The organism is Latilactobacillus fragifolii (assembly GCF_905332535.1).
GTDB classification, from domain to species: domain Bacteria; phylum Bacillota; class Bacilli; order Lactobacillales; family Lactobacillaceae; genus Latilactobacillus; species Latilactobacillus fragifolii.
Window position 1 is genome coordinate 53,722 of record NZ_CAJOCF010000001.1, and the last position, 25,794, is coordinate 79,515.

The following is a 25,794-nucleotide window of genomic DNA, read 5'->3' on the forward strand; positions in this document are numbered from 1 at the left end:
TCACTTCTCATCTTTAATCGCAGCAATTGCGGCTCTTTCAATTGGTAACCCGGCTTGGTAAGCCTTAATAAAGGATTGATAACCGACCACGCCAGCCGCTTCTGGACTAAGCGTCATGCTTTCTGGATTCGTAAAGACGTTGTGATCCAAGAAGTCTTCCAATGTTTGCCCATTATTATTAGCAGCAAACATTGCAAGGACAGCCATCCCCCATGGACCGCCCTCGCCGGCGTTACTCATAACTGTAATCGGTGTGTTTAAAGCATTCGCTAAGACTTGCTGCCCAACAACGGGTGTTTTGAATAATCCACCTTGGGCAATCATGACGTCCGTCTTGATTTGTTCTTCCTTCACTAAGATATCCATCCCAATTTTAAGGGGAGCAAAGGCTGCATATAGTTGGGTTTGAATAAAATTTGGTAAGTTGAAATGACTATGGGGTTGTCTGACCAATAATGGGCGGCCAGCTGACATTTTAGTAATATTTTCACCGGATAAGTAGCTGTAGTTCACAAGACCACCAGCATCTTGATCAGCATGGGTCGCTTCTAAGAATAGTGTCTCGTACAACCGATCTGGTGATAGTGTGACCCCAAGTCGTGTTGCAAATTCATTGAATAGGTTAGCCCATGCATTAATATCTGAAGAACAATTATTCGTGTGGACCATCGCTACTGGCGAACCATCCGGCGTCATAACAATATCAATATCGCGATGCACTTGTTTTAGTGTTTGATCTAAAACAACCATTGAAAAAGCTGATGTGCCAACTGAGATGTTGCCTGTCCGTTTGCGCACGCTATTAGTGCCAACCATCCCAGTGCCAGCATCACCTTCAGGTGGCGCCATTAAACTACCGGCAGTTAAATTCCCACTGGGATCCAATCGCTGCGCACCAGCCGTGGTTAACTGACCAGCACCATGCCCCGCTGGTAAGACCGCTGGTAAAATATCAATTAACTGCCAAGGTTGTTGTTGAACGCGTTTGATTTGGTTAAATTGCGCGACTAGCTGGGCGTCATAGGTTCCCGTCTCTGGATCGATTGGAAAGACACCAGATGCGTCGCCGATTCCAAGTACTTTTTGACCAGATAATTGCCAGTGCACATAACCGGCCAAAGTGGTCATAAAGGCCACTTGGCTAACGTGCGTTTCGTCATTTAAGATGGCTTGATATAAATGCGCAATACTCCACCGTTGTGGAATGTTGAAATTAAATAGTTGGGTTAATTGATCAGCTGCTTGTTCGGTAATGTTATTACGCCAAGTTCTAAAAGGCACCAATAATTGATCGTCCTTAGAAAATGCAAGATAACCGTGCATCATCGCGCTGACACCGATACTTTTAATCGTTGTAACCGGTACGTGATACTTACTTTGGACTTCTGCAGCCATTTGCGTATAGCTCGCTTGAATCCCTGTCCAAATTTGTGTCAATGGATAAGTCCAGATACCATTTTCTAATTGGTTTTCCCAAACATAACTACCTGACGCAATTGTTTGAAAATCTTCAGCAACCAAGACCGTTTTAATCCGTGTCGAACCCAATTCGATACCGAGTGTGACTTGGCCGGTTTTGATGGCTTGTGCTGTTTCAACTAAATTCATGTCGTTCACTCCCTTAGATGGCTGAATTACGACTACGCCAAATTGATACTGTAGTCCCCATTTAGTAAAACGGTTTCAGCGATAACTAGAGTATAGAATATTTGTCCGTATAAATCAACGAATCAATCAATATTTATTTTTATTTACTCAAAAAAATAAGTCCACGGCTAATCAACTGATTAGCCGTGGACTTAACATCACTATTTTATTTCTTTTACTGAATCACGCATTACTAATTCCGGTGAATAGATGATTGATGCTGGCGTCTCTTTTTTTTCAATCATTTTTAACATCAATTTACCAGCATCGCGGCCCATCTTTTCTTTCGGATGCTCAACAGTACTAAGCTTAGGCGAAATGTATTGCGATAATTGATAGTTATCAAACCCCATTACCGAAATATCTTCCGGTACTTTCAACGACAACGAACGAATCAAATCAATCACTTGAATCGCCAACTGATCATTGTAGCAAATAATAGCAGATGGTCGATCTTGCCGTAATAGTATTTGCTCGAGTTTAGAGAAAATGGCGTGCATATTATCAGTGGATTGATACATCACAATTTCACTCATTAACGCTAACTCATTGCGCTCTTGATAGGCTTTAACAAATCCATTCATCCGATGGACGCCTTGACTATCATCAATCTTGAAGATCCCTAAAATTTGATGATGCCCAGCATTAAAGAGCGCTTCAGTAACCAACTTACCCCCTTCAAAGTCGTTCATCTCAACATACGGGAAGCTTAAATCTGGATAATGTGCATTAATAAAAAGAGTTGGTAAATCTGAGGATTGTAACTGTTGATATAAATCTTTATTTGGATTATCCAATGCACTTTGTGTTGGCTCAACAATTAACCCGTCTAGATTACTTTCCATCATCTTTTGAATACTTTTACGTTCTTTTTCCGGATTATTCTGCGTATTGCTAATCAATATTGAATAGCCCTCACTAGAAATATAACGATCAATCCCCGTAATAATATTGGGAAAAATGTAGTCCGCAATGTGCGTGGTAATAACCCCAATCACCTTACTTTTCAGAGGTGTTTGACGTACGTTTTGCCAATCATCCACAAAGATGCCACCGCCTTGAATCCGATAAACATAATGTTCATTTTCTAAATCACCAACTGCTCGTCTAACCGTATACCGACTGACATTATAAGTTGCCATCAGTTCTGATTCAGTGGGTAATTTATCATTAATGGCATAAACGCCAGCTAATATTTTTTCTTTTAATTCACGCTCAACAAGCTCATATTTATTTTCCATTTTTCAGCAATCCTCACCTAATTCATTCGTAATGAATAATATCATTACTGTAACAATAAAGGTTAACTGTAGTAAAGCTTTAAATTAATATCTTGGTCATGATTACCAAATCCTTTACCGAAAATTGTACAACCCCCTTTGTGTTGCGCTTCATTCTTAACAGCGAATTTTATTTTCCATGTTTCAGCGTTTTGATTGAAGGCATCCAGTGAAACATCTGTAAATGGTTGACCATCCAAATACGTGCCATGGTCCGTGATTCGGATTGTCTTTAATAAACCGTATTGATTCACATTATCCGGGACCCACGCTGGTGTATACTTTCCTCGCGTATCTGAGAAATCGCCAGGACTCGTCCACGTGCCAATTTCGACACCATTCAACGAGAAAGTGATGTCAGACGGCCATACATTATTGGAAAATGGAAATTCCGATCCTAATTCAACAGACAAATCAAGCATCTCTAATCGTTCACCGTCAGCTAAAAAATTCGGCGTTTGATATTCTACAAAACCTCCCGAAAACCAGATCATACCAGCATTCATACGAGCTGGGTCCATAAAATATTTTGGATTATCAACCTTGCCAATAAAGTCCTTATTACCCGCTAGACCGCAAGAAGGTTGCACCGTATAACGTGTATAGTGCCCTACTGGAATCGAAGTTTCATGCATTTCGAATGCCGGATAAATTGATTTAGGAAAAGTAATATTAATGTTATCGACCTTCAATTTAGAAATCTTTTGATTTCCTTTTTTTTCGAAAGAAATAATATGGGCCTCAGCTAATTTAGTCAGATGCATATTGACAATTGTACTACTTAATCCTAATTTGCTTGCCAATTCCCTAACATTGAGCCTTTCCTCCGACAATAGCTGAATAATCTTTAGTCGCACCGAACTGTCCAGTGCTGCGTATACCTTCAATGATGCTTCTGAAATATCAAGTTCCAACGTTATTAATTTCTCCCTTACTCTACTTAATAAAACCATTCTATCACAATGTTTTTGTTTATATAATAGTTATACAGCGGCTACAAGCGGATTTTATGTAAATATATATATTGTTATTATTGATTTTTATCTAGAAAAGTTATTATTTTTATTGTTGACATTCGTCCGTATAAATATTAAACTAACCTCGTAGAAATTAAGTTAGCGTTTTCACAAAACTAGGAGGTTATTTTTTATGACAGAGACATATATCAATCCTTTGATTATCCAACGAGCAGATCCATTTATCTATAAACATACTGATGGCTATTATTATTTCACTGCATCTGTTCCAGCATATAACCGTATCGAAATCCGCCGTGCTAAAACATTAAACGGTTTAGCACACGCAACACCTAGAACAATTTGGCGCAAACATGAATCTGGTGAAATGAGTCAATTAATTTGGGCTCCTGAAATTCATTTCATCAATAACAAATGGTACATCTATTTTGCAGCAACTGACACAACCGAAATTGTAAACGGTTTATTCACTCACCGGATGTACTGCCTCGAATGTGTTGCTGATAATCCAATGCTTTCAGAAGATGACTGGGTTGAAAAAGGCCAAATTATCACAGATAAAGATACCTTCTGCTTAGATGCAACAACATTTGAACACAACGACAAACTTTATTATGTCTGGGCGCAAAAGGATAACAACATTCGTGGGAATTCTAATTTATATATTGCTGAAATGGAAAATCCTTGGACCCTCAAAACAACCCCTGTCCTGCTTTCAAAACCAGAATTTGACTGGGAAACACGTGGTTTCTGGGTAAATGAAGGCCCTGCTGTTCTCAAACGCAACGGTAAAATCTTTTTAACTTATTCTGCAAGTGCAACAGATGAAAACTATTGCATGGGAATGCTAACAGTTGACGATTCAGCTGATTTGCTCGATCCAACTAATTGGCACAAAGCATCTAAACCCGTTTTTGCAAGTGACTTATCAACCAATCAATTCGGCCCTGGCCACAACTCATTCACTGTCTCAGAAGATGGCAAAACGGACATCCTTGTCTATCATTGCCGTAACTATACTGACATCAAAGGCGATCCTTTATACGATCCAAATCGCCATACTAAAATTCAACCATTCTCTTGGGATAAATCCGGCCTACCACGTTTCGATAAACCAGTTCCTTACAATTATAAATAAAGGGAGATTATTAGTATGAATGCAATTCATAAAGAAAATAAACATTTTTGGAGTTTCGCCAGCACCCATTTTACTTATTTCTTTATCTGGGCAATCGTTTATGGCTATTTAACCTTATGGCTCGAAAAAGTTGCTCATCTGAATGGGACTGAATCTGGTTTTATTTTCTCATTTATGGCTGGTATCTCATTACTCTTCCAACCAATATTTGGGATTTTATCTGATAAACTCGTTTTCAAGAAAAACTTACTGGTTACAATTACGCTAGCTGCCATTCTCGTTGGCCCTTTCTTCCAATGGTTGTTCTTACCAATCGTTCACACTAGTTCATTCTTAGCTGCCATCGTTGCTGGACTTTATCTCAGTTTCATCTTAAACGGTGGGGTCGGTGTTGTTGAACAATATGTTGAACGTGCGAGTTTGGTTAATAAATTCGAATATGGTCACTCCCGGATGGGTGGTTCACTAGCTGGTATGACAGCATCCCTTGTTGCTGGTCGCTTATTCATCTGGCAACCCAACTCCATTTTCTGGGCATGTTCAATTTCAGCTATTATCTTAACTTGCCTCGTTTTATTCAGTGATAAAGTCAACGTTAGTGATTTACAATCTAATCCTGATACAGATTCAGATAGTGAATCAGCACCACTCGATAAAAAAACAATCTTATCAATCTTTAAACTTAAGAATTTCTGGGTATTATCATTATTCTATATGGGCGCAGCAGCCATCTATGATGTCTTCGATCAACAATTTATTGTTTACTTCACAACGTTCTTCAAAACTGCTAGCCAAGGGACATTAACATACAGCTACATGGCTTCGGCACAAACAGCAATCGAACTACTTTTAATGATTCCAATGCCATTGATTATCAACAAGATTGGTGCTAAACGTGGCTTAATCGCCTTTGGTTTCATTACTTTCATCAGAATCTTCGGGAGTGCTGTTGCCCCTAATTGGGAACTATTAGTCTTCTTTAGATTATTAGCTGGCTTGGAAATGCCATTACTCTTAGTTTCAATTATGAAATATATCACTGGTGCATTTGATATCCGACTATATGCAACGGTTTATCTGATGGCTTCTAACTTTGCTAAACAAATTTCGGTTTTCATTTTCTCAACAGTTGCTGGTAAATTATACGATGTTATCGGTTTCCAACACACTTACTTTATCCTTTCAGCAATCGTCTTTGTTATCACTTTAGTAGCCGCATTTATGCTTGAAAGAGAACACCCATTAGTCGATAAAGCAACGGGACAACCTGTCGCGCAACCTGAATCATAAAGGAGTAGTTACTATGGCTGAAAAAAATATTTATATCGATCCCGATGAATTCGCAAAACTGGTTGTTTCTTCTGAATCCCTCTACACTGGCGACTTAGAAGACACCGCCAAGCAAAATTTAACGTTGTACTTGGTCTCCAAATTACTTGCGGAACGATTTAACGATGTTGAATCTAAATCGTTTAACATCGACGTTGCCAAAGATCAAGACTTCGAAATGACCATTGGTCGATTACAAACAATGGCCTTCTTACAAGTTGCTAACCGTAAGAAAAAATAATATTATCGAAAAGAAGGATAGTGAATCACTGTCCTTCTTTTCGGCATTTCTAGGAGGTATCACTAATGCATATTGAAGAATCTATTTTTGATAATTATCAAGGACAAGACGTTTACAAAATCACACTAACTAACGATCACGACATCACTATCAGCTTACTGACACTTGGCGCAACTTGGCATGAGTTCTCCGTGCCAGCTGGCAATGAACATAAGAACCTTTTATTAAATTTCGCAACTGCACACGATTATTTATCAAACCCATTCTACATCGGAATGGCGATTGGTCGGACAGCCGGTCGGATTAAAAACGGCACTTTCCCACTTAATGGACAAACAGTAACCATTCCAAATAACGAAGGTCAAAACACCTTACATGGTGGCCCTAGTGGCTTTAACACCTTTATCTGGGACTATAACATTTGTCAAAATGACGATGCTGTCAGCGTCACTTTCTCGCGTGTAATGACACAGACTGAAGATGGCTACCCTGGTGATTTAACCGCCACAATCACTTACACGCTCGATAATCACAACCGTGTGACACTGCAATTTACAGGTGAAAGCACCGAAGACACCCTTTTCAATCCAACCAGCCATGCTTACTTCAATTTAAGCAATCAACCAACCATCCTGGCACATGAATTGACTCTTGCTAGCACCGAATATTTGGAAGTTGATTCCGAAAAAATCCCTACCGGTAAACGACTAGCAACCACCCATACACCATTTGATTTCAGTTCACATCGATCAATCGGGACCGGGATTAAAGCCCTTCAAAACACCACTGAAAAGGGCTTCGACGATATCTTCAAAATCATCCCCAACCAACAACCGATTGCTGAGCTCTCAGATCCAATCAGCCATCGAAAACTAACCATCTTTTCTTCACGCAATGCACTCGTGATGTTTACTAGCAATTCATTTACTAAAAATCTCGCGTTTAACGCCGGCGCAGGTCAGCCTTACATGGGGATTGCACTAGAACCACAAACCTTACCCGACACCCCTAATCATCCAGATTTTGGGGATGTTGTATTACCAAAAAATCAAAAAGTTACCCATACGATTATGTATCAATATTCTGATAAGTAATCAATAAAAAAACAAGCTAAGTCGCCATGACCTAGCTTGTTTTTTTAGTCTAATAGAATGGTAATTTAATCAAATCACGCTTAGGTGACTGGTTTAATATCTTGCCCATCCCTTTCTGTACCAAAATATCATCTTCAATTCGAACGCCACCTAAATCTGGTAAATAGATTCCAGGTTCAATGGTTTGAATCATATTTTCTTTGAAAACCACGCTGGAATTTTGGCTAATATAAGGCGCTTCATGGATATCTAACCCGATACTATGACCTGCGCCGTGATTAAAATATTGATTCATCTCTTTATTTTTAATTGGCTCTCTAATGATTGAATCTAACACTTGACTAGTCATACCCGCCTTAATCTCAGCTAAGCCATTCATTTCAGCTTCCAAAACAAGATAGTAAATTTCTTCCAATCGTGAGTCAACTTGCCCAACTGCAATCGTTCTCGTAATATCCGAGGCATAGCCTTGATAAAAAGCCCCAAAATCAAGTGTAATCATATCGCCCAATTCAATGACTTTATCACTCGCTTCACCATGGGGATATGAAGAACGTACACCAGATGCAACAATTGTTTCAAATGATGCGCCATCTGCACCCGCACACTTCATAAAATATTCAATCTCAGTCGCAACAGCCCGTTCTGTTATCCCCGGACGAATAAAATTAAGGATGTGTAAGAATGTCTGATCAACAATTTCGACTGCTGTTTGGATTGTCGCAATCTCTCCTTCATCTTTTACAGCTCGAATTTCTTCTACTAATCCTTGTGTTGCACTTAAGGTACACGTTGCATGCTGTGATAATTGCTCGAAATCAAGGTAATTCAGCTGATCGCCTTCGAAATACAATTCACTAATTTGCTTCGTTTTAGCCAACACTGCCACTTCAGCAAAAATGCTACCGGTCCAACGGATAATCTGAATGTTAGCAGAAACTTCTGTCTTTGCTTGCTCTACATACCGACCATCAGTGATTAGAAATAGCTCATCCTGACAAATTAAGAGTACCGAATCATCTCCTGAGAAGGCCGTCAAGTAACGAATATTCTTTGGATTGATAATTAGTAGATTTTCAATTGCTTTTTCTTTTAAATTATTTTTTAACTGTTCTAATCGATCCATCTACTATTCCTCCAATTCAGATGCTGTTTCAAAATATAACTGATAGTCATTATTCCCAACACTATACAACGGCATAAAGCGTTCACTCTGCTGTGTTATTAAATTTAGTTGCTCCAAATCATTCGTTAATTTAATCTCCGCCAAATCTGCTCCTGATTGGACTAACACATATGGACCCCTTTGAATTGAAAATACAGTGGTCTTATCCGATGGAATAACTAGTGCTTCTTTGTTAAAAATAATTTGGATTGTATTATCAGTTGCTGTCAAAGATAACTCAATATACTGTCCTTTTTGCCCAGTAGTCACTTCTTGATTATTGACCACCACACTACCAATCGTTCCCCATTCTGGGATTCTAACTTTTAACGTCTTTTCAGCCAATAATTCAGTGGTGATTTGAACAGCTACTTCGTTTACTGCTTCGCGTGTTTTAATTGTCACATGATGTTGTTGGTCGATCAGAGTTGAATCCATCAATAAATTAATGTAAAAACTTTGGTCATCTTTGAAGTAGATACCCGTATTATACATAAAATGATTCTCCAAGCCAGTCCCATGACAACAAGAATTTTCATCATCAAACTCTCTATGATGTCCCGTACTTGTTGGCATGAAGTAGGTACTCTCACCATTTTGATTGTCCGCAGTAGTGGCCAAGATGTGGTTGTAGGTTGCATGCTCATAATATGCCATATACTTAGTATCTGGTTGATACTGCATCAAAAGCTCTGTTAATTTCAACATATTGTACGTTGCACAAGTCTCCGCTGTATCTTTACCTAACTGGCCCGCAATGTCATTCGGTGCATGGAACATCTCACCATTTCCCACACCACCAATTGAATAAACATGGTTATTAACCACAAAGTCCCAAAAACGTTTAGCAGCAATGTAATATTTTTCTTCATGCGTCACGCTAAATATTTCTAACCAACCAATCACTTGCGGAATATGTTGGTTAGCATGCATGCCGTTTAGTGCGTCCACATTTTCTAAGAGCGGAAACATTAACTTATCATTGTCAAAAAGTTTGGCGCATTCGACAAATTCTTGGTCACCTGTAATCTTGGTCAATCTCGCTAAGGAATCGTTCATCCCACCAAATTCACCAGCAATGTACATACTCCACATTTTGACCAATTGCTCGTGTGGCAAACGGCTGAGTCGTTGATACGTCCAGTGACCAATCTTCTTGGCAATTTCTAAAGCATTCTGATTATGACCATATTCGTAAGCATCAATTAAACCTGCTAGAATTTTATGCAAAGTATAATAAGGCGCCCAAATTTCTGGATAAGGTTTGTATACCTCTAATAAATCAAATTGTTCTTCAGAATAACCGCTTAAAAAGCCTTCATGAATGCCTGCTTTTTTGGAGAATGCCGCTTGAACTGCCATCAATTCTTGAACCATATAATCTAATTTACTTAATATTTTTGAATTACCCGTCGTCGCAAAGCATTTAGCTAAAGCTGACAGATAATGGCCTGTTGTGTGCCCTTTTAAAAGTGAGTTAGGGGCATCCCACCCAATCATTTCAGGTGCATCACGCGTGTCTAAGCCTGCTGCAGTTCTAAAATTATGCAGCATCTGATCATCGTTAACATTCAATAAAAAGGCCAAACGATTTTGTTGTGCTTCATAAAAAGGCGTCCCCTCACTTAGTCGAACATGATCAAGCGCAAATAACGACAACTTTTGTGGTAAATCGAGAGTCGCTTTAACTTCAGAACTAACGACAATCGTGGCAGTAAATTGATAGGCGGTATCTTTGATACAGCCAGTCACTTCATAAGTGCCAACAGCTTGATAACTTCGCTTGGTTGGGCCATCCCATTCAACTAAATGACTAATAACCCGATTATCATCTGTTTGGATTGCGACCGCGCTAGGCAAATAAAAATCCGTGTTCATTTTAACCGTTAACTCAATTGGATAAACCTGTTTAACCTTAATATGGTTGCCTTCTTGTAAAACATTAACCTTGAACTCGCGCTTATTAGAAGCTGTCCCTTTTTGAACCGTTGCCGTTAACGTCACAATCCGATTGCCCCGCCCGTAAGTCGGTCTTGTCACAACCCCCTGACTTGTTAACCACCGTTCATCACTTGTTTCCCAGACAATATCCGAACCTAATTTACCGCTAAGTGGGAGGTCTAAATCAAATTCTACTGTTTTTAAATTACCAAGGTTAATGGATTTAATATCTGAATTCACAACTTCTAGATCGACTGTATTATCTGTCATCATTTTGCACTCCTTAAAATTAGTTTGCTATTTTTACACCATCAATTGACTGATACGCTTGATATTAACGATAAATAGAATGAATACACACAAGAACACAACTGCCATAACAGGAAAAATAATTAATTGTTCATTAACGCTTTGTAATTGTTGGAAAGTAATCAACGCTAAACCATTCGCAATTGTTCCACCAAGTCCCCAAGCTGTCTGCATTTGAGTTTCCTCTCCCACAGGGGCTAATTTCGAAACTGCTGAAAAGCCAATCGCACCTAATAACTGATCACTGATTGTCACAAATAAATAAAAAGCAACAATCCACATCGCACTGTGTCTCCCGTTTATGATAAAAATAAAGGCTGGTAGTGTTAAACAAGTAAAGCCCACCGCATAAAAGAACAGCCCCAAACTGTACTTTAAAACAGTGTTCAAGTTTCCTAGGCGTGTTTTATTCCATAGGAACAAGATGAATGGGCCAATAATTAACCCTAAAATAGCGTAAATGGTTTGAATCGAACCTGGTGCAATAGTAATGCCAAAGAAATGTTGTTCAATTTTAGTATCAATGAACACTAAAACCGAGGTACTTAACAAAGTCGTTCCTAAGAAATAAAGGACTTGTCCTGTATAGAACCATAGGAATGCTTTTAAGTGTTTCTTGTCTTGTTCCTTCAACGTCTTTTTATGAAAGAGATTAAACAAAAAAACAATGGGGATGATAAATGCCAAACCCGAAATAGTGTTCATGACTTCTGTAAAGGTCACAAATTTAAAGACTGAAATCAAAATCGATACACCTAATACTAGTAAAATCGCACAAATGCCAATGATCGAAAACCGCTTCTTCTCAACATCGTTTAAAGGACGGGTTGCTTTTGCACCTAATTCTCCAAAAAACTTGTGTTGTGTGATAAAAATTGAAAGACCATATAATAATGCAAAAACGCCACCAATGGCAAAACCGATATGATAATTAAGCAGACCAATTTGAGCCGTTAGTGCCGGGATAAACAAACTCGCTATTGAATTGACAATCCCATATACGGTAAATGCTGAATCGCGACGTTTATTATCATCGCGGTCATATAACTGACCCGTTAATGAATAGTTTGAAGCACCCATAATTGGAAATGATAAGAATAGCAAACCGATAAAAGCAAACATTCTGGCCAATCCTTGTGACCCGATCGGAATGGCAAACATAAACATCCCAGCTGCTTTTAATAAATTCCCAAAAATCAAGGCCTTTCTCATCCCTAAAACACGATCCGCTAACCAACTACCGACAATGCCTAAAATGGAATTCCCGACCCCCATTGCCGCTACCAACATTGCGGCATCACCATGACTAAAGCCTAAACCTTTCATCCATGGTGCGTACAAATAAAAAATTAAAATAGCATAAAAGGCACCCCATGCTGCCGAGTTACAAAAATTACCTAATGCTAACACACCCATCCCTCGCGGATGACCAAAAAACCGCTTATCTTTTCTGATACTTTCGATTGAATTGTCTAATGTCTCCATAAAAAAACATCCTTCCATTCGGTTCTATTTTTCTGCTAAACACCAAATAAAACACTGTTATATCAACCTCATCAGCCAATAACATTTCTTTAGAATCTATGGTACAATATCTATTAACAATCTAGAAAGCGCTTCCTTGATTATTATATTAGTCTCATCTTTCCAGTTTGTCGGTAGTTAATACTTTAAAAAAGGTAGATTATTTTTACTACTTAAGGATATCAGGAGGGTTATTTTATGAATGACATCTTCATTAATCATGAACCCACAATTTCAGCTCGCTTTATTTCTGCAGGAACCTTCATTCATAGTTCTGGTTGGCGTCATGAAGAACGCGTTAACAACAGCTATGAACTAATCATCCCGCTCGAAGGGACCTTATCACTGACAGTCGGTGACGAAAATCTCAGCATTACCCCTAACAGCATCGCCATTATCCCGCCAAACACACGCCATATTGGTACCAATGCTTGCTCTGAGTTTATCCGGTTTAATTGGATTCATTTCACTATCGAAAATGCAACTACTTCAAAAATTAATCTCTTAACGCAAGAATTACTTAATGAAATTGGCATGATTCTACCAACTTTTTCGACAGCACTAGCCATGAGTCGCATTCACGTTATTGTTAGTCAGTTATTGGATATCTACCAAATCACGGGACCTAAAAGTTATTTAGACAACTTGCTATGCAATATTCTGTATGAAATTTCGATGCAAGAAACGATTCTAATCCAGGAAAACATTAGTACCACAGCTGCCTTCCAACCGGTTAAAGAATGGATTAGGATACATGCTACTGAGCCTTTAAAATTGGCACAACTTGCTACTTTTTTTGGTTATAATCCGAGTTATCTCTCCCGCGTTTACCGTCAAAAGATGGGGATTACCATCACTAATGAAATTAAAAATTATCGGATTGCCCAGTCAAAGGCCTATTTATTAAATACCAATCTAACGATTGATGAGATTGCTAATGAAGTCGGTTATCAAGATGCCAAATACTTTATGCGGACTTTTAAAAAGAGAGAGTCAATTACACCTAGTGAATTTAGACAGGCTTACCAACGTCGTCATCTAAACCAGAAATAGAAAATAAAAAAGAGTTCGAACAATCTTCATCTTTGTCCGAACTCTTTTAATTTAGTCAACGATAATGCCGTTATTGTAACGGACTTTAGTCTCAGTTGTCGTTATTACCTCGTGTTTAGTCAAATCAATATACTGTTTTAAGTATGGTGCGAAGCTCTCGATAATTAGTGTCCCATCGGGTGCCGTTTCAATAGCACCATTAATAACTTTAAGCACGTTGTTATCTTGATAAATATAAGTTTCTTGTCCAAATCCATTGAGATAAGCAACCAACTCCTCGCCCATATCCCAATCATCTTCTCCCGTATAGCCATCTGGGAATAACCGTGCAAAAATTCCACCATCCGTTGAAAAAACAGATTGCCCGAAACGATTCCGTGATAAGTCAGGTCGATTTAAATTCGGTCCCGCAATACTATATGTCGATGCTGCTTCACCCGGTTTTAAGAGTCGATTGGTTGTCGTTGCGTTCGTATCGTACATGTATAATACGGCTACGGTCCCACGATACGCAGCTTCCACTAACTCAGCATCCCAAAGTGCTCGCCCAGCAATTAAAGCAGACGCAGCTGTCACACCGCCCCACAAAGCATGCACCATGTAGGAAAGTGCTTCCCACCAACGATCTGGGCTCTGTGCCCGAAAATCATTACTGAAACCAATATTCGCCTTTAATAAATTTCCATAAATAGCAGCTTCATCAGGATGACCCGATACAGCTAACGCGCCTGCAGCCGGTCCAAAGCCAGCATTATCAAAGAAATGTTCCGTAACCGCACTCGCTAGTGAGGGACTTTCATTGGCGATTCGTTTAGTGACTTTTTGCCAAGAGTTCGCAATCTCACTATATTCTTGATCCAAGTGATTTGCCTTCAATGCCTTTAATAAATCTTCAATATATAGGAAATATTGCCCCATCATTTGTGCTTCGGCTTTCCCGCGTTCATCTTCATGTAAATCAGGATTTACTCGCACATCAAATATCTGTGCCGCCCAGCTTAGATAGGTTTGTGGACTATTTAAAACCAGTTCTGTATCAGAACATTGAGCTAATAGATAAAAAAGATGCGCAATATATTCCAGATCCATAACCCGATAAAATTCTCCATATAATTTAGCAGGTCGTTTAAAATCGCCTCCTATAAACCACTTTGGAATAATGTATTCCACCACACTTTTTTCAACTTGACGAATCTTCGTTAGCCGATTCGTAATCTGTGGATCCAATAAACATTCTTGAATCATAAATGTCATTTTACCGAGAGATTCACCCTGATTTGAAACTGGACCAAAACTATAAGGAACCTTACCAGTTGCACCAGAATACGACTGTTCTGAGATATAATCGGTACGATCCCGCATCACGTTTTTAATAGTGCTCATGACGTTAAAGACAATCATATCTTCTGTTTTATCTGAGAATCTAAAAATCACTTGATGCTCACCTAACCCAACGACAGGATAAATCAATTGCTGTTCATCCGTTAATTGATTTAACAGCGATCGTCTAACAAGCTGGCCTTGTAACTGATACACCTCTTCCACAGCCGTTACCGTTTTTCCGGCACCGATCTTAAGATTAATAATCTGATTGTGCCCAACTGTGAGTAGTGGTAAAAATTGAATTTCAGGATGATTAAACTCTGCACCAACAGCATAAAAGTCATTCTTATCAACAAAAGCCTTTAATTTAAATGCCCAAGCAACCGTAGCATGAGGCGCGATTACTACTGGCGCTTGTGAATAAATCCAGTCGTTATGCGGTCCGTTTTCCTTAGGATAACCACCTGCTAAAATCAGTTGATGAAATAACATGCCATCTAAAGATGGTGAAACGTTTTCGAAGAACCGGTTACTATATTCGTTGTAAGTCCCGATTGAGCGCATTTGTCCTTGGGTTTGAAACAGCCCTAGATTAGGTGCAGTATTATCTCTTCTGACTAATGCTAACTTCGTATAGTTAGGGGAAATAGATGGAAACGCCGCAGTTGACTGATTCGCATTCCGTTGGACATCATTATCCCGGAACATTACATATGCAAAACTGGCCCAAAGTCCGAAATTATCAATCTGCAGTACCTCCTCAGTTTCGTTAATCGCTTCAATATGCCAGTTAAGATAATCCTGTTCTAACTGATACCGGAGCGTAATCGTAACAGATGCAATCTGGTAAACCACCTTGCTTGTGGTCATTGTATTCATGACATTCGGCGTATAATCAATGCTGTTATAAATTTTATTCGCAATTGTCAGTGTAAATTCACCAAATAGTTTCTCTGCATCCTGATAGCCAACCTGTTCTAAATATTTTGGATCAATCAACCAGTTCATTCCTGTTTGATCGTGATTCATTTTTAAACTTGTTAACGCACCACGGCTATTTTGTTGAATATCAAATTCTTTTGATTTCATTTGGTTTCATCCTTCCCAAAGCATACATTCTCAAGCGCAATTATAACCGCTTTCATTTCTGCGTTAAATCTAAATACTGACTAATAATTTATAAAAAGTAACACATATCGTACTAATGATTCTTTTTCTTGCGATAGTTTTGCGGTGAACAGCCCATACGTTTCTTAAATGCCGTTGAGAAATAATAAATATTTTGAAACCCAACCGACTCAGCAATTTCTGCGATAGGTTCATCCGTATCCAACAATCGTTTTTCCGCCTCTTCCATTCGATACTTCGTTAAAAATTCTGTAGGTGTTAATCCGATGGTCTCCTTGAGTGCCCTTGTAATATAGTTAGGGTGAAAATGTAATGCTTCAGATAATGTTTTATTAGTAATCCTATTACTATAGTGATCACGAAGATAGCGTTGCACTTCATTTGAAAGTAAAACAAGTTTACTTTCGTCTTGTGGATGTAATTGAATGGCCTGCAAAACATCAATGAACAATTGTTGCGCGCGCCAAAAACCGAATTCTTTGTGCTCCACACTTTCTTCAAAGATAGCATCGATAATGGGAAACAACTTGTCCATCCCAGTTAATAGTTCATGCTTAACAAGGTGTAATGTCATATTAGGCGTGTAATAATGCAATGTTGGGACAGTAATTGCTGGCTGTAATGAAATTAAATCCTCCGTTTGATTCCACTTGCCAGCAACGTAAAAATGCAACCAGTAATAATTGGTTTCCATTTGAAATGTCTGCCATGAATAATGGTGTTGAAATGGGCGCAAAAGAAACATCTCTCCTGCTTTAACAGTATACTGAACGCCATTTTCAGCAATATACAGTTCTCCTTTAGTCATGAAAATCAAAATAAAATATGGTAGATCATCCCGATCAGGATGACTCTCACCACGATGAAAAGTAACCCGATTCCCTTCAATAAAGGTTGGTACTGGCAAACATGAGATTGCTAAATATTCTTTCATTATTCCACCTCCAAATTTGTCCATCCAATTGTAAGCGTATACTAGTTATCGATAAATTTCTATCCCATGTGTCTAATTTTATAAATTTTCTGTTAGCTATTAGATTTCAAATCAAGTCGTTCTGGATTACATTTAATTAATGAAAGCGCAAACAAACTTTCAAAAATTTATGATCGGAGGAATTAATCGTGAGAAGTCAAATAGGTGAAGCTATTAAATCAGACAAAGCTGTACCGTTCCATCGCATGTTAGCTTATGCCAGTACGGATACTGCTGGTAATTTACTCTATACGACAGTTACCACGTTTATTTTATATTATTATACCGATGTTTTTGGGCTAACCGTTGCAGCGGCAGGGACCATCTTGCTAGCTGCTCGTATTTTAGATGCTTTTGATGCACCAGTTTGGGGATTTATCATTGATCACACCCACACTAAATGGGGCCAAAGTCGCCCCTATTTCTTATGGATGGCCTTTCCGTTTGCTATCTTCTTCATCCTGATGTTTTGGTCACCCGATCTTTCTACAACAGCTAAATTCTGGTGGGCAATGATTACGTATTTACTATTTGGTATTTCATATACCGGTGTTGGAACACCAATTAGCTCAATTCTCCCTAATTTAACGAATAATTCTGAAGAGCGTATCAAATTAAACAGTACTCGTATGATTGGTGGTAATATTGGCTACTTCATTACTGCCAGTTTTACATTAACATTCGTTGCTTTCTTAGGCGGTAGCAACGCCACAGCTGGCTGGCGAAATACTGCGATTATTTTAGCAATTATTGGCTTTGCATTATTGTTATTTGCCTTCTTTGATTCCCGTGAAATTAATACTTCTTCTCAAAAATCACTTTCAATTATGGAATCAATCCGAGGTGCTAAACATAATTGGCCTTGGGTCATTCTCGTCGTTGTTTTTATCTTCTATTGGTTAGGTAATACTTCACGGACTTCCGTTTTAATCTATTACACACAATATAACTTAGGTAATAAAGGCTTCGCTTCAATTCTAAACGGATTAGTCATGGTGCAAATGGTCGGCATGTTATTAATTCCATTCCTTGTCAAAAAAATAAAAAAAACGTATGTACTGATCTTTGGTATGTGCCTTGCTGCCTTTGGTCAATTAATGATTGCTTTTGTCGGTAGTTCACTTACCGGTTTGGCAATCGCTTGGTGTATTGCATCCGTTGGTACAGGCATTTCCGTTTCGATGCCATTTGCAATGCTTTCAGATACTGTCGATTACGGCGAATGGAAAAATCATATTCGTGCTAGTGGTTTCCTAACTGCTATCGGTAGTTCCTTTGCCATTAAAATTGGTTCTGGTTTAGGCGGCTGGGCCCCTTCCATGATTCTTAATCACGCTGGTTATAAAGCTGGTAATACTCAAACAGCTAGTTCTCTAGCTGCAATTCGTTTCTGTGTCAGCTATCTCCCAGCAATTTTCTTTATTGTCGGCGCTGCTATCATGGCCTTATACCTACGTTACGAAAAACAAGAATCTCAAATTAAAGCCGATTTACAAGAGCGACATGGCGAAGTGGCATAAAAAATATAATGGACTGGGGGTTTTACCGTGAAAGGCTCATTAACAATCAAAACAAATGATAAAATTGCGAAAATTGATGAACGTATTTATGGTTCATTTATTGAACAGCTCGGACGAGCGGTTTATACCGGCATTTATCAACCAGAACACCCATCTGCAGATGAAGATGGCTTCCGCTCAGATGTAATAGCCGCTATTAAACAACTTAACGTGCCTTTAATTCGCTATCCAGGTGGAAATTTTCTCTCACAATACCGTTGGGAAGATGGCATTGGGCCTAAGAATCAACGACCAACACGACTTGATATCGCTTGGCGCGAACTCGAAACAAACCAATTTGGACTTCATGAATTTATTGATTGGTCTAAAAAAGTAAATTCCGTCCCTAATATGGCGGTCAATTTAGGGACTCGTGGTATTCAAGAAGCGGCCGATCTTGTCGAATATTGTAACTTTCCTGGTGGCACCTATTTAAGTGACCTCCGCCAAAAAAATGGCGCCAAGGAACCCTTTGCAATTAAAACTTGGTGCTTAGGTAACGAAATGGATGGTCTTTGGGAAATTGGTGCTAAGACAGCATTTGAATACGCCCACTTAGCAAACGAAACAGCTAAAGCAATGAAGCGCGTTGACGATACAATTGAATTGGTGGCTTGTGGAAGTTCTTCAATGGATAACCCCACCTTTGGTAGTTGGGAAGAAACAGTTCTCGAAGAATGCTATGATAATATCGATTATCTTTCCTTACACCGTTATTATGGCTACTACAATGATGATGACCCTTCTGAACTTGACAATTTCTTAGCTAAAAATGTGGATTTGGATGCCTTTATTAAAGGCGTTGTTGCCATGTGCGATGCAATCAAAGCTCGCAAACGATCCAAAAAGACAATTAATCTTTCCTTTGATGAATGGAATGTTTGGTATCACTCTAACGATGCAGATACCCAAGTATCCTCTTGGCAAGTCGGCCCACATTTATTAGAAGATGTCTACAATTTTGAAGATGCATTATTGGTTGGTAGCCTGTTAATCACATTATTAAAGAATGCGGACCGTGTAAAAATTGCCTGTCTAGCACAACTCGTTAATGTGATTGCACCTATTATGACTGATACAAATGGCGGTACCTGGTTACAATCCATCTTCTATCCATTTATGCAAGTTTCGAATTATGGTAAAGGCGTTGTTTTAACGCCTCACGTTGAATCAGAAACTTACAACTCACGTGAATTTAACAATGTTCCTTACCTCGATACCATTGCAACTTATGACTCAACAAACCAAACAATTACAATCTTTGCTGAGAATAAGCACCAACATGATGCTATTGATTTCAGTATTGATTTTGACACCCTTAAATTAAAAGAAGTAATTCAATCAACACAATTTAGTGGCTATGCTCCTAAAGATGATAATCGAGATGGCAAAATGAACCTCGCCCCATTGACGGCAGTTAACTTAGATGATTGTCATATTAACGCGACTCTCAAACCACTCTCTTGGAATATGATTCAAGTTTCAGTTGATTCTAAGTAATATAAAAAAGCATTATCTAGTAATGTACTTCACTAGATAATGCTTTTTACCGTTTATATTCCGGCATATTTTCTGTTACGTTAATAGTAAGTACATAAGCTATAGTAATAGGCAATTTCACCCCGAAAAGTCAATTCCTTCCGCTGATTACTAAGCGTTTCAGCAAAGTCTTGGATCTAACAATGCTAGCCTCCCCTACAAAATTCACTATCAGCTGGTGATGGGAAAGCTAAGCACCGTTCATTACTTACTAATTAATTGCTGTTTGACTAAGTAATCATGGGCCACATCGCGGGCTTTGCGGTGTTTGACCTGTACCTGATAGTTCATCTCTTGCATTTGACTTTCAGTAATCTGGCCTGCCAAGCGATTCAATGCTTTGACGACTTCCGGATGCGCCTTGGCAAAATCAGCTTTCATAATCGGTGCTCCTTGGTAAGGTGGAAAGAAGTGGCGGTCATCTTCTAGGACAACTAATTTGTACCGTGCAACTTCCGCATCGGTTGTATAACCATCGACCACATCAACCTTGCCGTCCGCAATCGCTTTATAGCGAATACTTGGTTCCATAATTTTAGCATTCAAATTCAATTGGTAGGTGTCCTTTAATCCTTGATAACCATCCTTTTGGTGATAAAAATCAGGATCAAAACCGGCCGTAATTGGTTGTTTCAAAGTGGCTAAATCCGAAATTGTTTTGACATTATATTTTTGGGCAAAAGCCGCACTAACCGCCAAATCGTAACCATTTTGATACCGCATTGGCGCTAAGTACGTCATATTGAACTGTTCTTGTAGCGATTTTTTTGCAAGTTGATACGTTTTAGTGGGATTTTGGTTGGTCTTAGTTGGCGATTTCACCAACGTTTGTAAAACCGTTCCTGTAAATTCGGGATAAATATCGATCTTATCAGCCTGCAAAGCGTTAAATAAGAAAGTAGTCCCGCCGAAATTTGGTTTAACCGTTACTTTGTAGTTAGGCTGATCTTCCAAAATTAAATCGCGATACATGTTCATCAAAATGTCGGGTTCACTGCCCAATTTTCCAGCAATCGTGATCGTGGTCTGTGGCGCTTGAAACCGTGTCACCCCTTCGATCACACCGAAAAGACCAACAAAAATAGCTAAACTGACTGTGATTTTTTTAAAGGATAACGTTCCTAACCAACGAATCAATGCACTGACCACTAACGCCAAAACCGCTGAAAGTGTCGCTCCAACCAGTAATAGCGCGTTGTTATTTGACTGAATCCCAACAAGAATAAACGTTCCAAGACCGCCCGCGCCAATTAAGGCCGCCAGGGTAGCTGTCCCGATAATCATCACGAGTGCAATCCGCAACCCGGAGATAATCAACGGCATCGCAAGTGGCAATTCAATTCGCAATAGTCGTTTAGTCCGTGGCAACCCGAAGGCCACCTCTGCTTCTTTTAACGCTGGATCGATCCCGATTAAACCCGTGTATGTATTTTGAAAAATCGGCATTAAGGCATAAAGCACCAACGTAATCACGGCCGGAATCGTCCCAATTCCGACAAGCGGGATCAATAAACCTAAGAGGGCCAGAGACGGGATTGTTTGTAAGACACTCGTGACTTGCAGCATTGTTTCAGCTAATTTTTGATGTGTAGTTAGCACAATCGCCAACGGAACCCCGATAGCTGCCGCAATCAATAACGCCAATAACGAAATTTCCAAATGTTGACCGAGTGCCTGTAGCAACTCACCGGATTGGGTCGTTAAAATCTGTTCAATCTGTTGCATCATTATTAAAGCCCCCGTTTCGCAATGAGTGTTGTCAAATCGGTCATGGTCAGTTGCCGTTGTCCTTGATCATCAGTGGCAACTACGACCCCCTCTGGATGGACAACTAATTGTTGCGCCAATTCAGCTAATGTTGCACTCATCGTAATCGTTGTCGGTTGACCATTAACGACCGTCCCTAAATCAGCGGCCAACAAATCTTCAACCGTCAACGTTGCTTGTTGGCGTTCAATATCAAAAAATTCGCGGACAAATTCATTTTTAGGCTGGTTAAAAATCGCTTTTGCTGTCCCAACCTGTTGAATACTGCCTTGGCGCATTACCGCAATCTCATCGCCCAAGCGCAACGCTTCTTTCATATCGTGCGTCACAAACACAATTGTATTATGCAGCTGTTTTTGTAAACTCAAAACAAGATCTTGTAATTGTGTACGGGTCACTGGATCAAGCGCACTAAATGGTTCGTCCATCAAAATGACCTTAGGACTAGTTGCCAGCGCACGAATAATTCCGATCCGCTGCTGCTGGCCCCCTGATAATTCGCTTGGATAACGGCTAGCATACTGATCCGGGTCTAAATGGACCATTGCCAAAAGTTCGCGGGCCCGTTTTTGACGATCAGCTTTGGTCCATTTCAACACCTCTAATTGAATGGTAATGTTTTCCTCAATCGTAAGATGTGGAAACAACGCAATATTTTGTAAAACGTAACCAATATTGAGGCGCAACGTTTGTAAATCCATTTGATTGATGGGTTGGCCATCAATCTTAATTACGCCACTCGTCGGTTCGATTAACCGATTAATCATTTTAATCGCCGTCGTCTTTCCGCTACCACTCGGTCCGACCAACACAAATAAAACATTGTCGGGAATGGTTAACGTCAAGCCATCTAATGCTAAGCTTTGTTCATACTGCTTAGTGACCTCTTCAAATTCTATCATGTACTACTCCTTTTGCCCGTTAACGATTTGTTAGTTTATTGTACCACTTAGCAGTCGGCCTACCAATTGACGTGCTTAAACACCCAATTCAATTTTTTTGATTCGCCTTGTGACTATGCTAAGATGAACCCAAATTGAAATCTGAGGAGGTCTTCATATGCAAACACATTTTGATACAATCATTATTGGTGGCGGTCCTGGCGGCTTAGCCGCTGCTTACCAGCTTGCTGAGCAACAAGCCATCTTAGTCGTTGAAAACGCGTTATGGGGCGGTACTTGCCCTAATCGCGGCTGTGATCCCAAAAAGATGCTTTATTCAGCTGTTGAAGCCCTCGACCGGCAACAAGCGCTCCAAACAAGCGGCTTAGTCGGAACTAGCGGCATTAACTGGTCGGAATTGATGGCCTTTAAGCGATCGTATACGCAACAAATCCCGTCTGGTACCCTCAATGGTCTCCAACATGCCGGCATCCAAACCGTCACCGGAACCGCCCACTTCAGTGATGCTCAAACCCTGCAGATTAATGATGTGTCTTACACTGCCGATCATTTCATCATTGCGACCGGTCAAACGCCAACGCTACCTGAAATCGAAGGTCGCGATTTACTACAAACCAGTAATGAATTTTTAGACCTCGAGCAATTGCCAGAGAAGATTGCCTTTATCGGTGGCGGGTATATCGCCATTGAACTGGCAAACATTGCAGTGACTGCCGGTGCAGAAGTCCATATTATTCAACATAATGAACGCATTTTACGTGACTTTCCTGAAGTTTTAACACGTCAACTCATCAGCAGTCTTCAGGAAAAGGGCATTCACTTTCATTTTGACACTGACGTCACAAGAATTACACAAACCAACAATCAGCTCACCCTCAGCAATCAGGCTCATTTTAAGTTGACGGTCGACGCTGCTTTTGCCGCGATGGGCCGCAAACCCAATATCGACCAATTGACCTTGGCAAAAGCCGGGGTAACAACGAGCCAGCACGGCATTCAAGTTGATGACCATTTAATGAGTCGTAATCCCCGCATCTTTGCCATTGGCGACGTCTTGGATCGTGTTCAACCCAAATTAACGCCAGTTGCTGGTTTTGAAGGTCGCTATGTCGCTAACCAACTACTCGCTAAAAAGACTGCACCCATTACTTACCCACTTATTCCACATACGGTATACGCTAGTCCACAAATATCACAAGTCGGCGTTTCGGTCGCTGATGCCCAAGCGGATCCCAATCGATACCGCATTAATCAACAAACCGTCACCAATTGGTATACCTTCAATCGTATTCAAGAATCCGCCGCAATGGTCATCACCATTTTTGACAATCAAACTAACCACCTCGTCGGTGCTGCGGCTTACACCACAATTGCTGAAGAACTCATTAATTACTTTACCAACCTGATTAAACATCAGACAACCGCAACGGAACTCACCGATACCATCTATAACTACCCAAGTCCGGCGAGTGATTTAAAATATTATTATTAAAAAAGTGTTGCGGGTCAATTTACTCATATGATTTATACCCCAATCGTTAAAGTAAAAACTTTAATGATTGGGGTATTTTTATTGAAAGCTTCTTCTATAAATAAATTAAAAGTTAGGTAGATTATTTACGACAATACAATTCAGCCAAGGAATTGATTCAAAAAATAGAACCATGATAACTTATTACAATACAAAGCAACGTATTCAAATGAAACTAGATGGCACATCACCAGTAAAATACCGACAACGTGCCGCCTAGAAAACACAACTAAATATTTACTTTAACTTTTTGGGGATATCACACACGCCCATATTATGGTGTTATCTTCGGATCCTGCCTATAATATGTCCACCAAGAATATTTAACTTAGCTCTATCGCAATCACTTTACAATTAAATATCAAACCTATTATTTATTCTGCCAACAGTAGCCGAGCAGTTCCCTCATCAATTACCAAGGTATTTGCATATTGTCCAACAAGCGCACCTCGAATTGCAGCTAGTTTTCGTGCTCCACCAGCTACTAAAATAGCATGTTGCTTTTGACGTAATGCATCTAATTCAATACCAACTGTTCTACGATTAATGCCCTCATCTGCAATCTCACCGTCCGCTTTGATAAAGCGTGAACTAATATCACCGACAGATCCCTTTTTCAGTTTCGTTATTTCTTTTTTGTTTAAGTAATCTAATTTAAAAAGCATCGCATCATCATATACTGTCCCAACTGTAAACACAGCAATATTAGCCTTTTGTCCCTGTTGAATAACATACTGAATATGTCGGTCTTCAGTGACTAACTCTTTTGTTTTTGCATTGTCAAAAATTACTGGTAAAGGTAAGCTATCCGACTTAGCGTGAAATGCCTGAGTAAAATCACGCATTACTTCGCTAGCAAAATTATCCGTCATCGAGTGGGTTACCCCGCCCTTTAACTGCACGATTCTAACATTTTGTTGGTGATTAACATCCGGATCTAATGACATCGCAACCTCTCGTAGTGTTTTACCCCAGGTAACACCAATAATATCGTCATCCGTTACAATCTTTTGTAAATAATCAGCAGTTGCTTGACCAATTTTTTGAATAATTGTTTGGTAATCACTCGAAGGTGCATAAACGACAATTGCACGCTGAAGCTGATATTTTTTTTCAAGTTGTTGTTCTAAGTAATAAACATCTTCAAATGGATCTTTAATTTCAATTTTGACGTAACCATTATCACGTGCCAGCTGAAGCAATCGTGAAACAGTCGGTCGTGATAGCCCCATCTCTTGCGCAATCTTACTTTGATCCATATTACCTTGATAATAATAATGTGCGACTTTCAGCGCTTGCTTAACTCGTTTTGAACTAATTTCTTCCAAAATTACACCTTCTTTGACGAATCTACTAGCTAAACTCTAGCATAAA

General features: G+C 39.5%; 20 protein-coding genes. 9 read left to right on the forward strand and 11 right to left on the reverse strand.

The window, feature by feature from the left end:
• The 3 genes from J7Q78_RS00225 to J7Q78_RS00235 form a co-directional block, all read right to left on the reverse strand.
• Nucleotides 1-1,608 carry a xylulokinase gene (locus tag J7Q78_RS00225; protein ID WP_208422707.1) on the reverse strand — a complete coding sequence of 536 codons (1,608 nt, stop codon included), beginning with the start codon at nt 1,606-1,608 and terminating at the stop codon, nt 1-3.
• A 200-nt stretch (nt 1,609-1,808) separates the two neighbouring features.
• Complete coding sequence (locus J7Q78_RS00230) at nt 1,809-2,888, reverse strand: GntR family transcriptional regulator (protein WP_208422706.1); 1,080 nt, start codon at nt 2,886-2,888, stop codon at nt 1,809-1,811.
• Between the two features lie 62 nt (nt 2,889-2,950).
• A complete protein-coding gene (locus J7Q78_RS00235; RefSeq protein ID WP_208422705.1) occupies nt 2,951-3,841 on the reverse strand; it encodes an ArsR/SmtB family transcription factor in 891 nt (296 codons plus the stop codon).
• A gap of 235 nt (nt 3,842-4,076) precedes the next feature.
• Between J7Q78_RS00235 and J7Q78_RS00240 the strand changes: the two genes are divergently transcribed.
• From J7Q78_RS00240 to J7Q78_RS00255, 4 genes are all read left to right on the forward strand, one after another.
• On the forward strand, nt 4,077-5,042 hold the full coding sequence (locus tag J7Q78_RS00240) for a glycoside hydrolase family 43 protein (RefSeq protein WP_208422704.1): 966 nt from the start codon (nt 4,077-4,079) through the stop codon (nt 5,040-5,042).
• 15 nt (nt 5,043-5,057) lie between these two features.
• A complete protein-coding gene (locus tag J7Q78_RS00245; protein ID WP_208422703.1) occupies nt 5,058-6,332 on the forward strand; it encodes an oligosaccharide MFS transporter in 1,275 nt (424 codons plus the stop codon).
• Between the two features lie 13 nt (nt 6,333-6,345).
• Complete coding sequence (locus J7Q78_RS00250; RefSeq protein ID WP_208422702.1) at nt 6,346-6,612, forward strand: hypothetical protein; 267 nt, start codon at nt 6,346-6,348, stop codon at nt 6,610-6,612.
• Nucleotides 6,613-6,677: 65 nt separating this feature from the next.
• Nucleotides 6,678-7,706, forward strand: a complete 1,029-nt coding sequence (locus J7Q78_RS00255; protein ID WP_208422701.1) for an aldose epimerase family protein — start codon at nt 6,678-6,680, stop codon at nt 7,704-7,706.
• Between the two features lie 49 nt (nt 7,707-7,755).
• On the opposite strand, the gene J7Q78_RS00260 is transcribed toward J7Q78_RS00255, so the two are convergent.
• The 3 genes from J7Q78_RS00260 to J7Q78_RS00270 are packed head-to-tail and all read right to left on the reverse strand — an operon-like array spanning nt 7,756 to nt 12,606.
• Entirely contained in the window at nt 7,756-8,832 is a 1,077-nt protein-coding gene (locus tag J7Q78_RS00260) for an aminopeptidase P family protein (RefSeq protein ID WP_208422700.1), read from the reverse strand.
• A gap of 3 nt (nt 8,833-8,835) precedes the next feature.
• A complete protein-coding gene (locus tag J7Q78_RS00265) occupies nt 8,836-11,082 on the reverse strand; it encodes a beta-L-arabinofuranosidase domain-containing protein (RefSeq protein WP_208422699.1) in 2,247 nt (748 codons plus the stop codon).
• A gap of 33 nt (nt 11,083-11,115) precedes the next feature.
• Complete coding sequence (locus tag J7Q78_RS00270; protein ID WP_208422698.1) at nt 11,116-12,606, reverse strand: oligopeptide:H+ symporter; 1,491 nt, start codon at nt 12,604-12,606, stop codon at nt 11,116-11,118.
• Nucleotides 12,607-12,843: 237 nt separating this feature from the next.
• Here J7Q78_RS00270 and J7Q78_RS00275 point away from each other — a divergent pair, with 237 nt between their 5' ends.
• A complete protein-coding gene (locus J7Q78_RS00275; RefSeq protein WP_208422697.1) occupies nt 12,844-13,698 on the forward strand; it encodes an AraC family transcriptional regulator in 855 nt (284 codons plus the stop codon).
• Nucleotides 13,699-13,749: 51 nt separating this feature from the next.
• On the opposite strand, the gene J7Q78_RS00280 is transcribed toward J7Q78_RS00275, so the two are convergent.
• A complete protein-coding gene (locus tag J7Q78_RS00280; protein WP_208422696.1) occupies nt 13,750-16,110 on the reverse strand; it encodes a hypothetical protein in 2,361 nt (786 codons plus the stop codon).
• A gap of 112 nt (nt 16,111-16,222) precedes the next feature.
• On the reverse strand, nt 16,223-17,083 hold the full coding sequence (locus J7Q78_RS00285; RefSeq protein ID WP_208422695.1) for a helix-turn-helix domain-containing protein: 861 nt from the start codon (nt 17,081-17,083) through the stop codon (nt 16,223-16,225).
• 188 nt (nt 17,084-17,271) lie between these two features.
• On the opposite strand from J7Q78_RS00285, the gene J7Q78_RS00290 reads away from it, so the two are divergent.
• Nucleotides 17,272-18,642: an MFS transporter gene (locus J7Q78_RS00290; protein WP_208422694.1), complete on the forward strand. Its 1,371-nt coding sequence runs from the start codon at nt 17,272-17,274 to the stop codon at nt 18,640-18,642.
• 27 nt (nt 18,643-18,669) lie between these two features.
• Entirely contained in the window at nt 18,670-20,181 is a 1,512-nt protein-coding gene (gene arfA, locus J7Q78_RS00295; RefSeq protein WP_208422693.1) for an arabinosylfuranosidase ArfA, read from the forward strand.
• A gap of 243 nt (nt 20,182-20,424) precedes the next feature.
• Here the strand turns inward: arfA and J7Q78_RS00300 are convergent, their stop codons facing one another.
• Nucleotides 20,425-21,948: an ABC transporter permease/substrate-binding protein gene (locus tag J7Q78_RS00300; RefSeq protein WP_328798349.1), complete on the reverse strand. Its 1,524-nt coding sequence runs from the start codon at nt 21,946-21,948 to the stop codon at nt 20,425-20,427.
• Between the two features lie 2 nt (nt 21,949-21,950).
• Nucleotides 21,951-22,889 (reverse strand): ABC transporter ATP-binding protein, encoded by a 939-nt coding sequence (locus J7Q78_RS00305; protein ID WP_208422692.1) that lies wholly within the window; start codon nt 22,887-22,889, stop codon nt 21,951-21,953.
• Between the two features lie 157 nt (nt 22,890-23,046).
• Here J7Q78_RS00305 and J7Q78_RS00310 point away from each other — a divergent pair, with 157 nt between their 5' ends.
• Both J7Q78_RS00310 and J7Q78_RS10100 read left to right on the forward strand, forming a co-directional pair.
• The gene (locus J7Q78_RS00310; RefSeq protein WP_208422691.1) at nt 23,047-24,381 is read left to right on the forward strand and encodes a dihydrolipoyl dehydrogenase family protein; all 1,335 of its coding nucleotides are present in this window, start codon (nt 23,047-23,049) and stop codon (nt 24,379-24,381) included.
• Between the two features lie 172 nt (nt 24,382-24,553).
• Nucleotides 24,554-24,640, forward strand: coding sequence for an IS3 family transposase (locus J7Q78_RS10100; protein ID WP_407929548.1), 87 nt, complete (start codon nt 24,554-24,556; stop codon nt 24,638-24,640).
• A 154-nt stretch (nt 24,641-24,794) separates the two neighbouring features.
• On the opposite strand, the gene J7Q78_RS00315 is transcribed toward J7Q78_RS10100, so the two are convergent.
• Nucleotides 24,795-25,748: a sugar-binding transcriptional regulator gene (locus tag J7Q78_RS00315; protein ID WP_208422690.1), complete on the reverse strand. Its 954-nt coding sequence runs from the start codon at nt 25,746-25,748 to the stop codon at nt 24,795-24,797.
• Nucleotides 25,749-25,794 lie beyond the last annotated feature (46 nt).

Bases quoted from the DNA above. Each gene is read 5' to 3' on its own strand.
- J7Q78_RS00225 (WP_208422707.1), bottom strand. From the start codon at position 1,608: ATGAATTTAGTTGAAACAGCACAAGCCATCAAAACCGGCCAAGTCACA.
- J7Q78_RS00255 (WP_208422701.1), top strand. From the start codon at position 6,678: ATGCATATTGAAGAATCTATTTTTGATAATTATCAAGGACAAGACGTT.
- J7Q78_RS00275 (WP_208422697.1), top strand. From the start codon at position 12,844: ATGAATGACATCTTCATTAATCATGAACCCACAATTTCAGCTCGCTTT.
- J7Q78_RS00305 (WP_208422692.1), bottom strand. From the start codon at position 22,889: ATGATAGAATTTGAAGAGGTCACTAAGCAGTATGAACAAAGCTTAGCA.
- J7Q78_RS00245 (WP_208422703.1), top strand. From the start codon at position 5,058: ATGAATGCAATTCATAAAGAAAATAAACATTTTTGGAGTTTCGCCAGC.
- J7Q78_RS00260 (WP_208422700.1), bottom strand. From the start codon at position 8,832: ATGGATCGATTAGAACAGTTAAAAAATAATTTAAAAGAAAAAGCAATT.
- J7Q78_RS00240 (WP_208422704.1), top strand. From the start codon at position 4,077: ATGACAGAGACATATATCAATCCTTTGATTATCCAACGAGCAGATCCA.
- J7Q78_RS00250 (WP_208422702.1), top strand. From the start codon at position 6,346: ATGGCTGAAAAAAATATTTATATCGATCCCGATGAATTCGCAAAACTG.
- J7Q78_RS00280 (WP_208422696.1), bottom strand. From the start codon at position 16,110: ATGAAATCAAAAGAATTTGATATTCAACAAAATAGCCGTGGTGCGTTA.
- J7Q78_RS00300 (WP_328798349.1), bottom strand. From the start codon at position 21,948: ATGATGCAACAGATTGAACAGATTTTAACGACCCAATCCGGTGAGTTG.
- J7Q78_RS00310 (WP_208422691.1), top strand. From the start codon at position 23,047: ATGCAAACACATTTTGATACAATCATTATTGGTGGCGGTCCTGGCGGC.
- J7Q78_RS00285 (WP_208422695.1), bottom strand. From the start codon at position 17,083: ATGAAAGAATATTTAGCAATCTCATGTTTGCCAGTACCAACCTTTATT.
- J7Q78_RS00270 (WP_208422698.1), bottom strand. From the start codon at position 12,606: ATGGAGACATTAGACAATTCAATCGAAAGTATCAGAAAAGATAAGCGG.
- J7Q78_RS10100 (WP_407929548.1), top strand. From the start codon at position 24,554: ATGATAACTTATTACAATACAAAGCAACGTATTCAAATGAAACTAGAT.
- J7Q78_RS00230 (WP_208422706.1), bottom strand. From the start codon at position 2,888: ATGGAAAATAAATATGAGCTTGTTGAGCGTGAATTAAAAGAAAAAATA.
- J7Q78_RS00265 (WP_208422699.1), bottom strand. From the start codon at position 11,082: ATGACAGATAATACAGTCGATCTAGAAGTTGTGAATTCAGATATTAAA.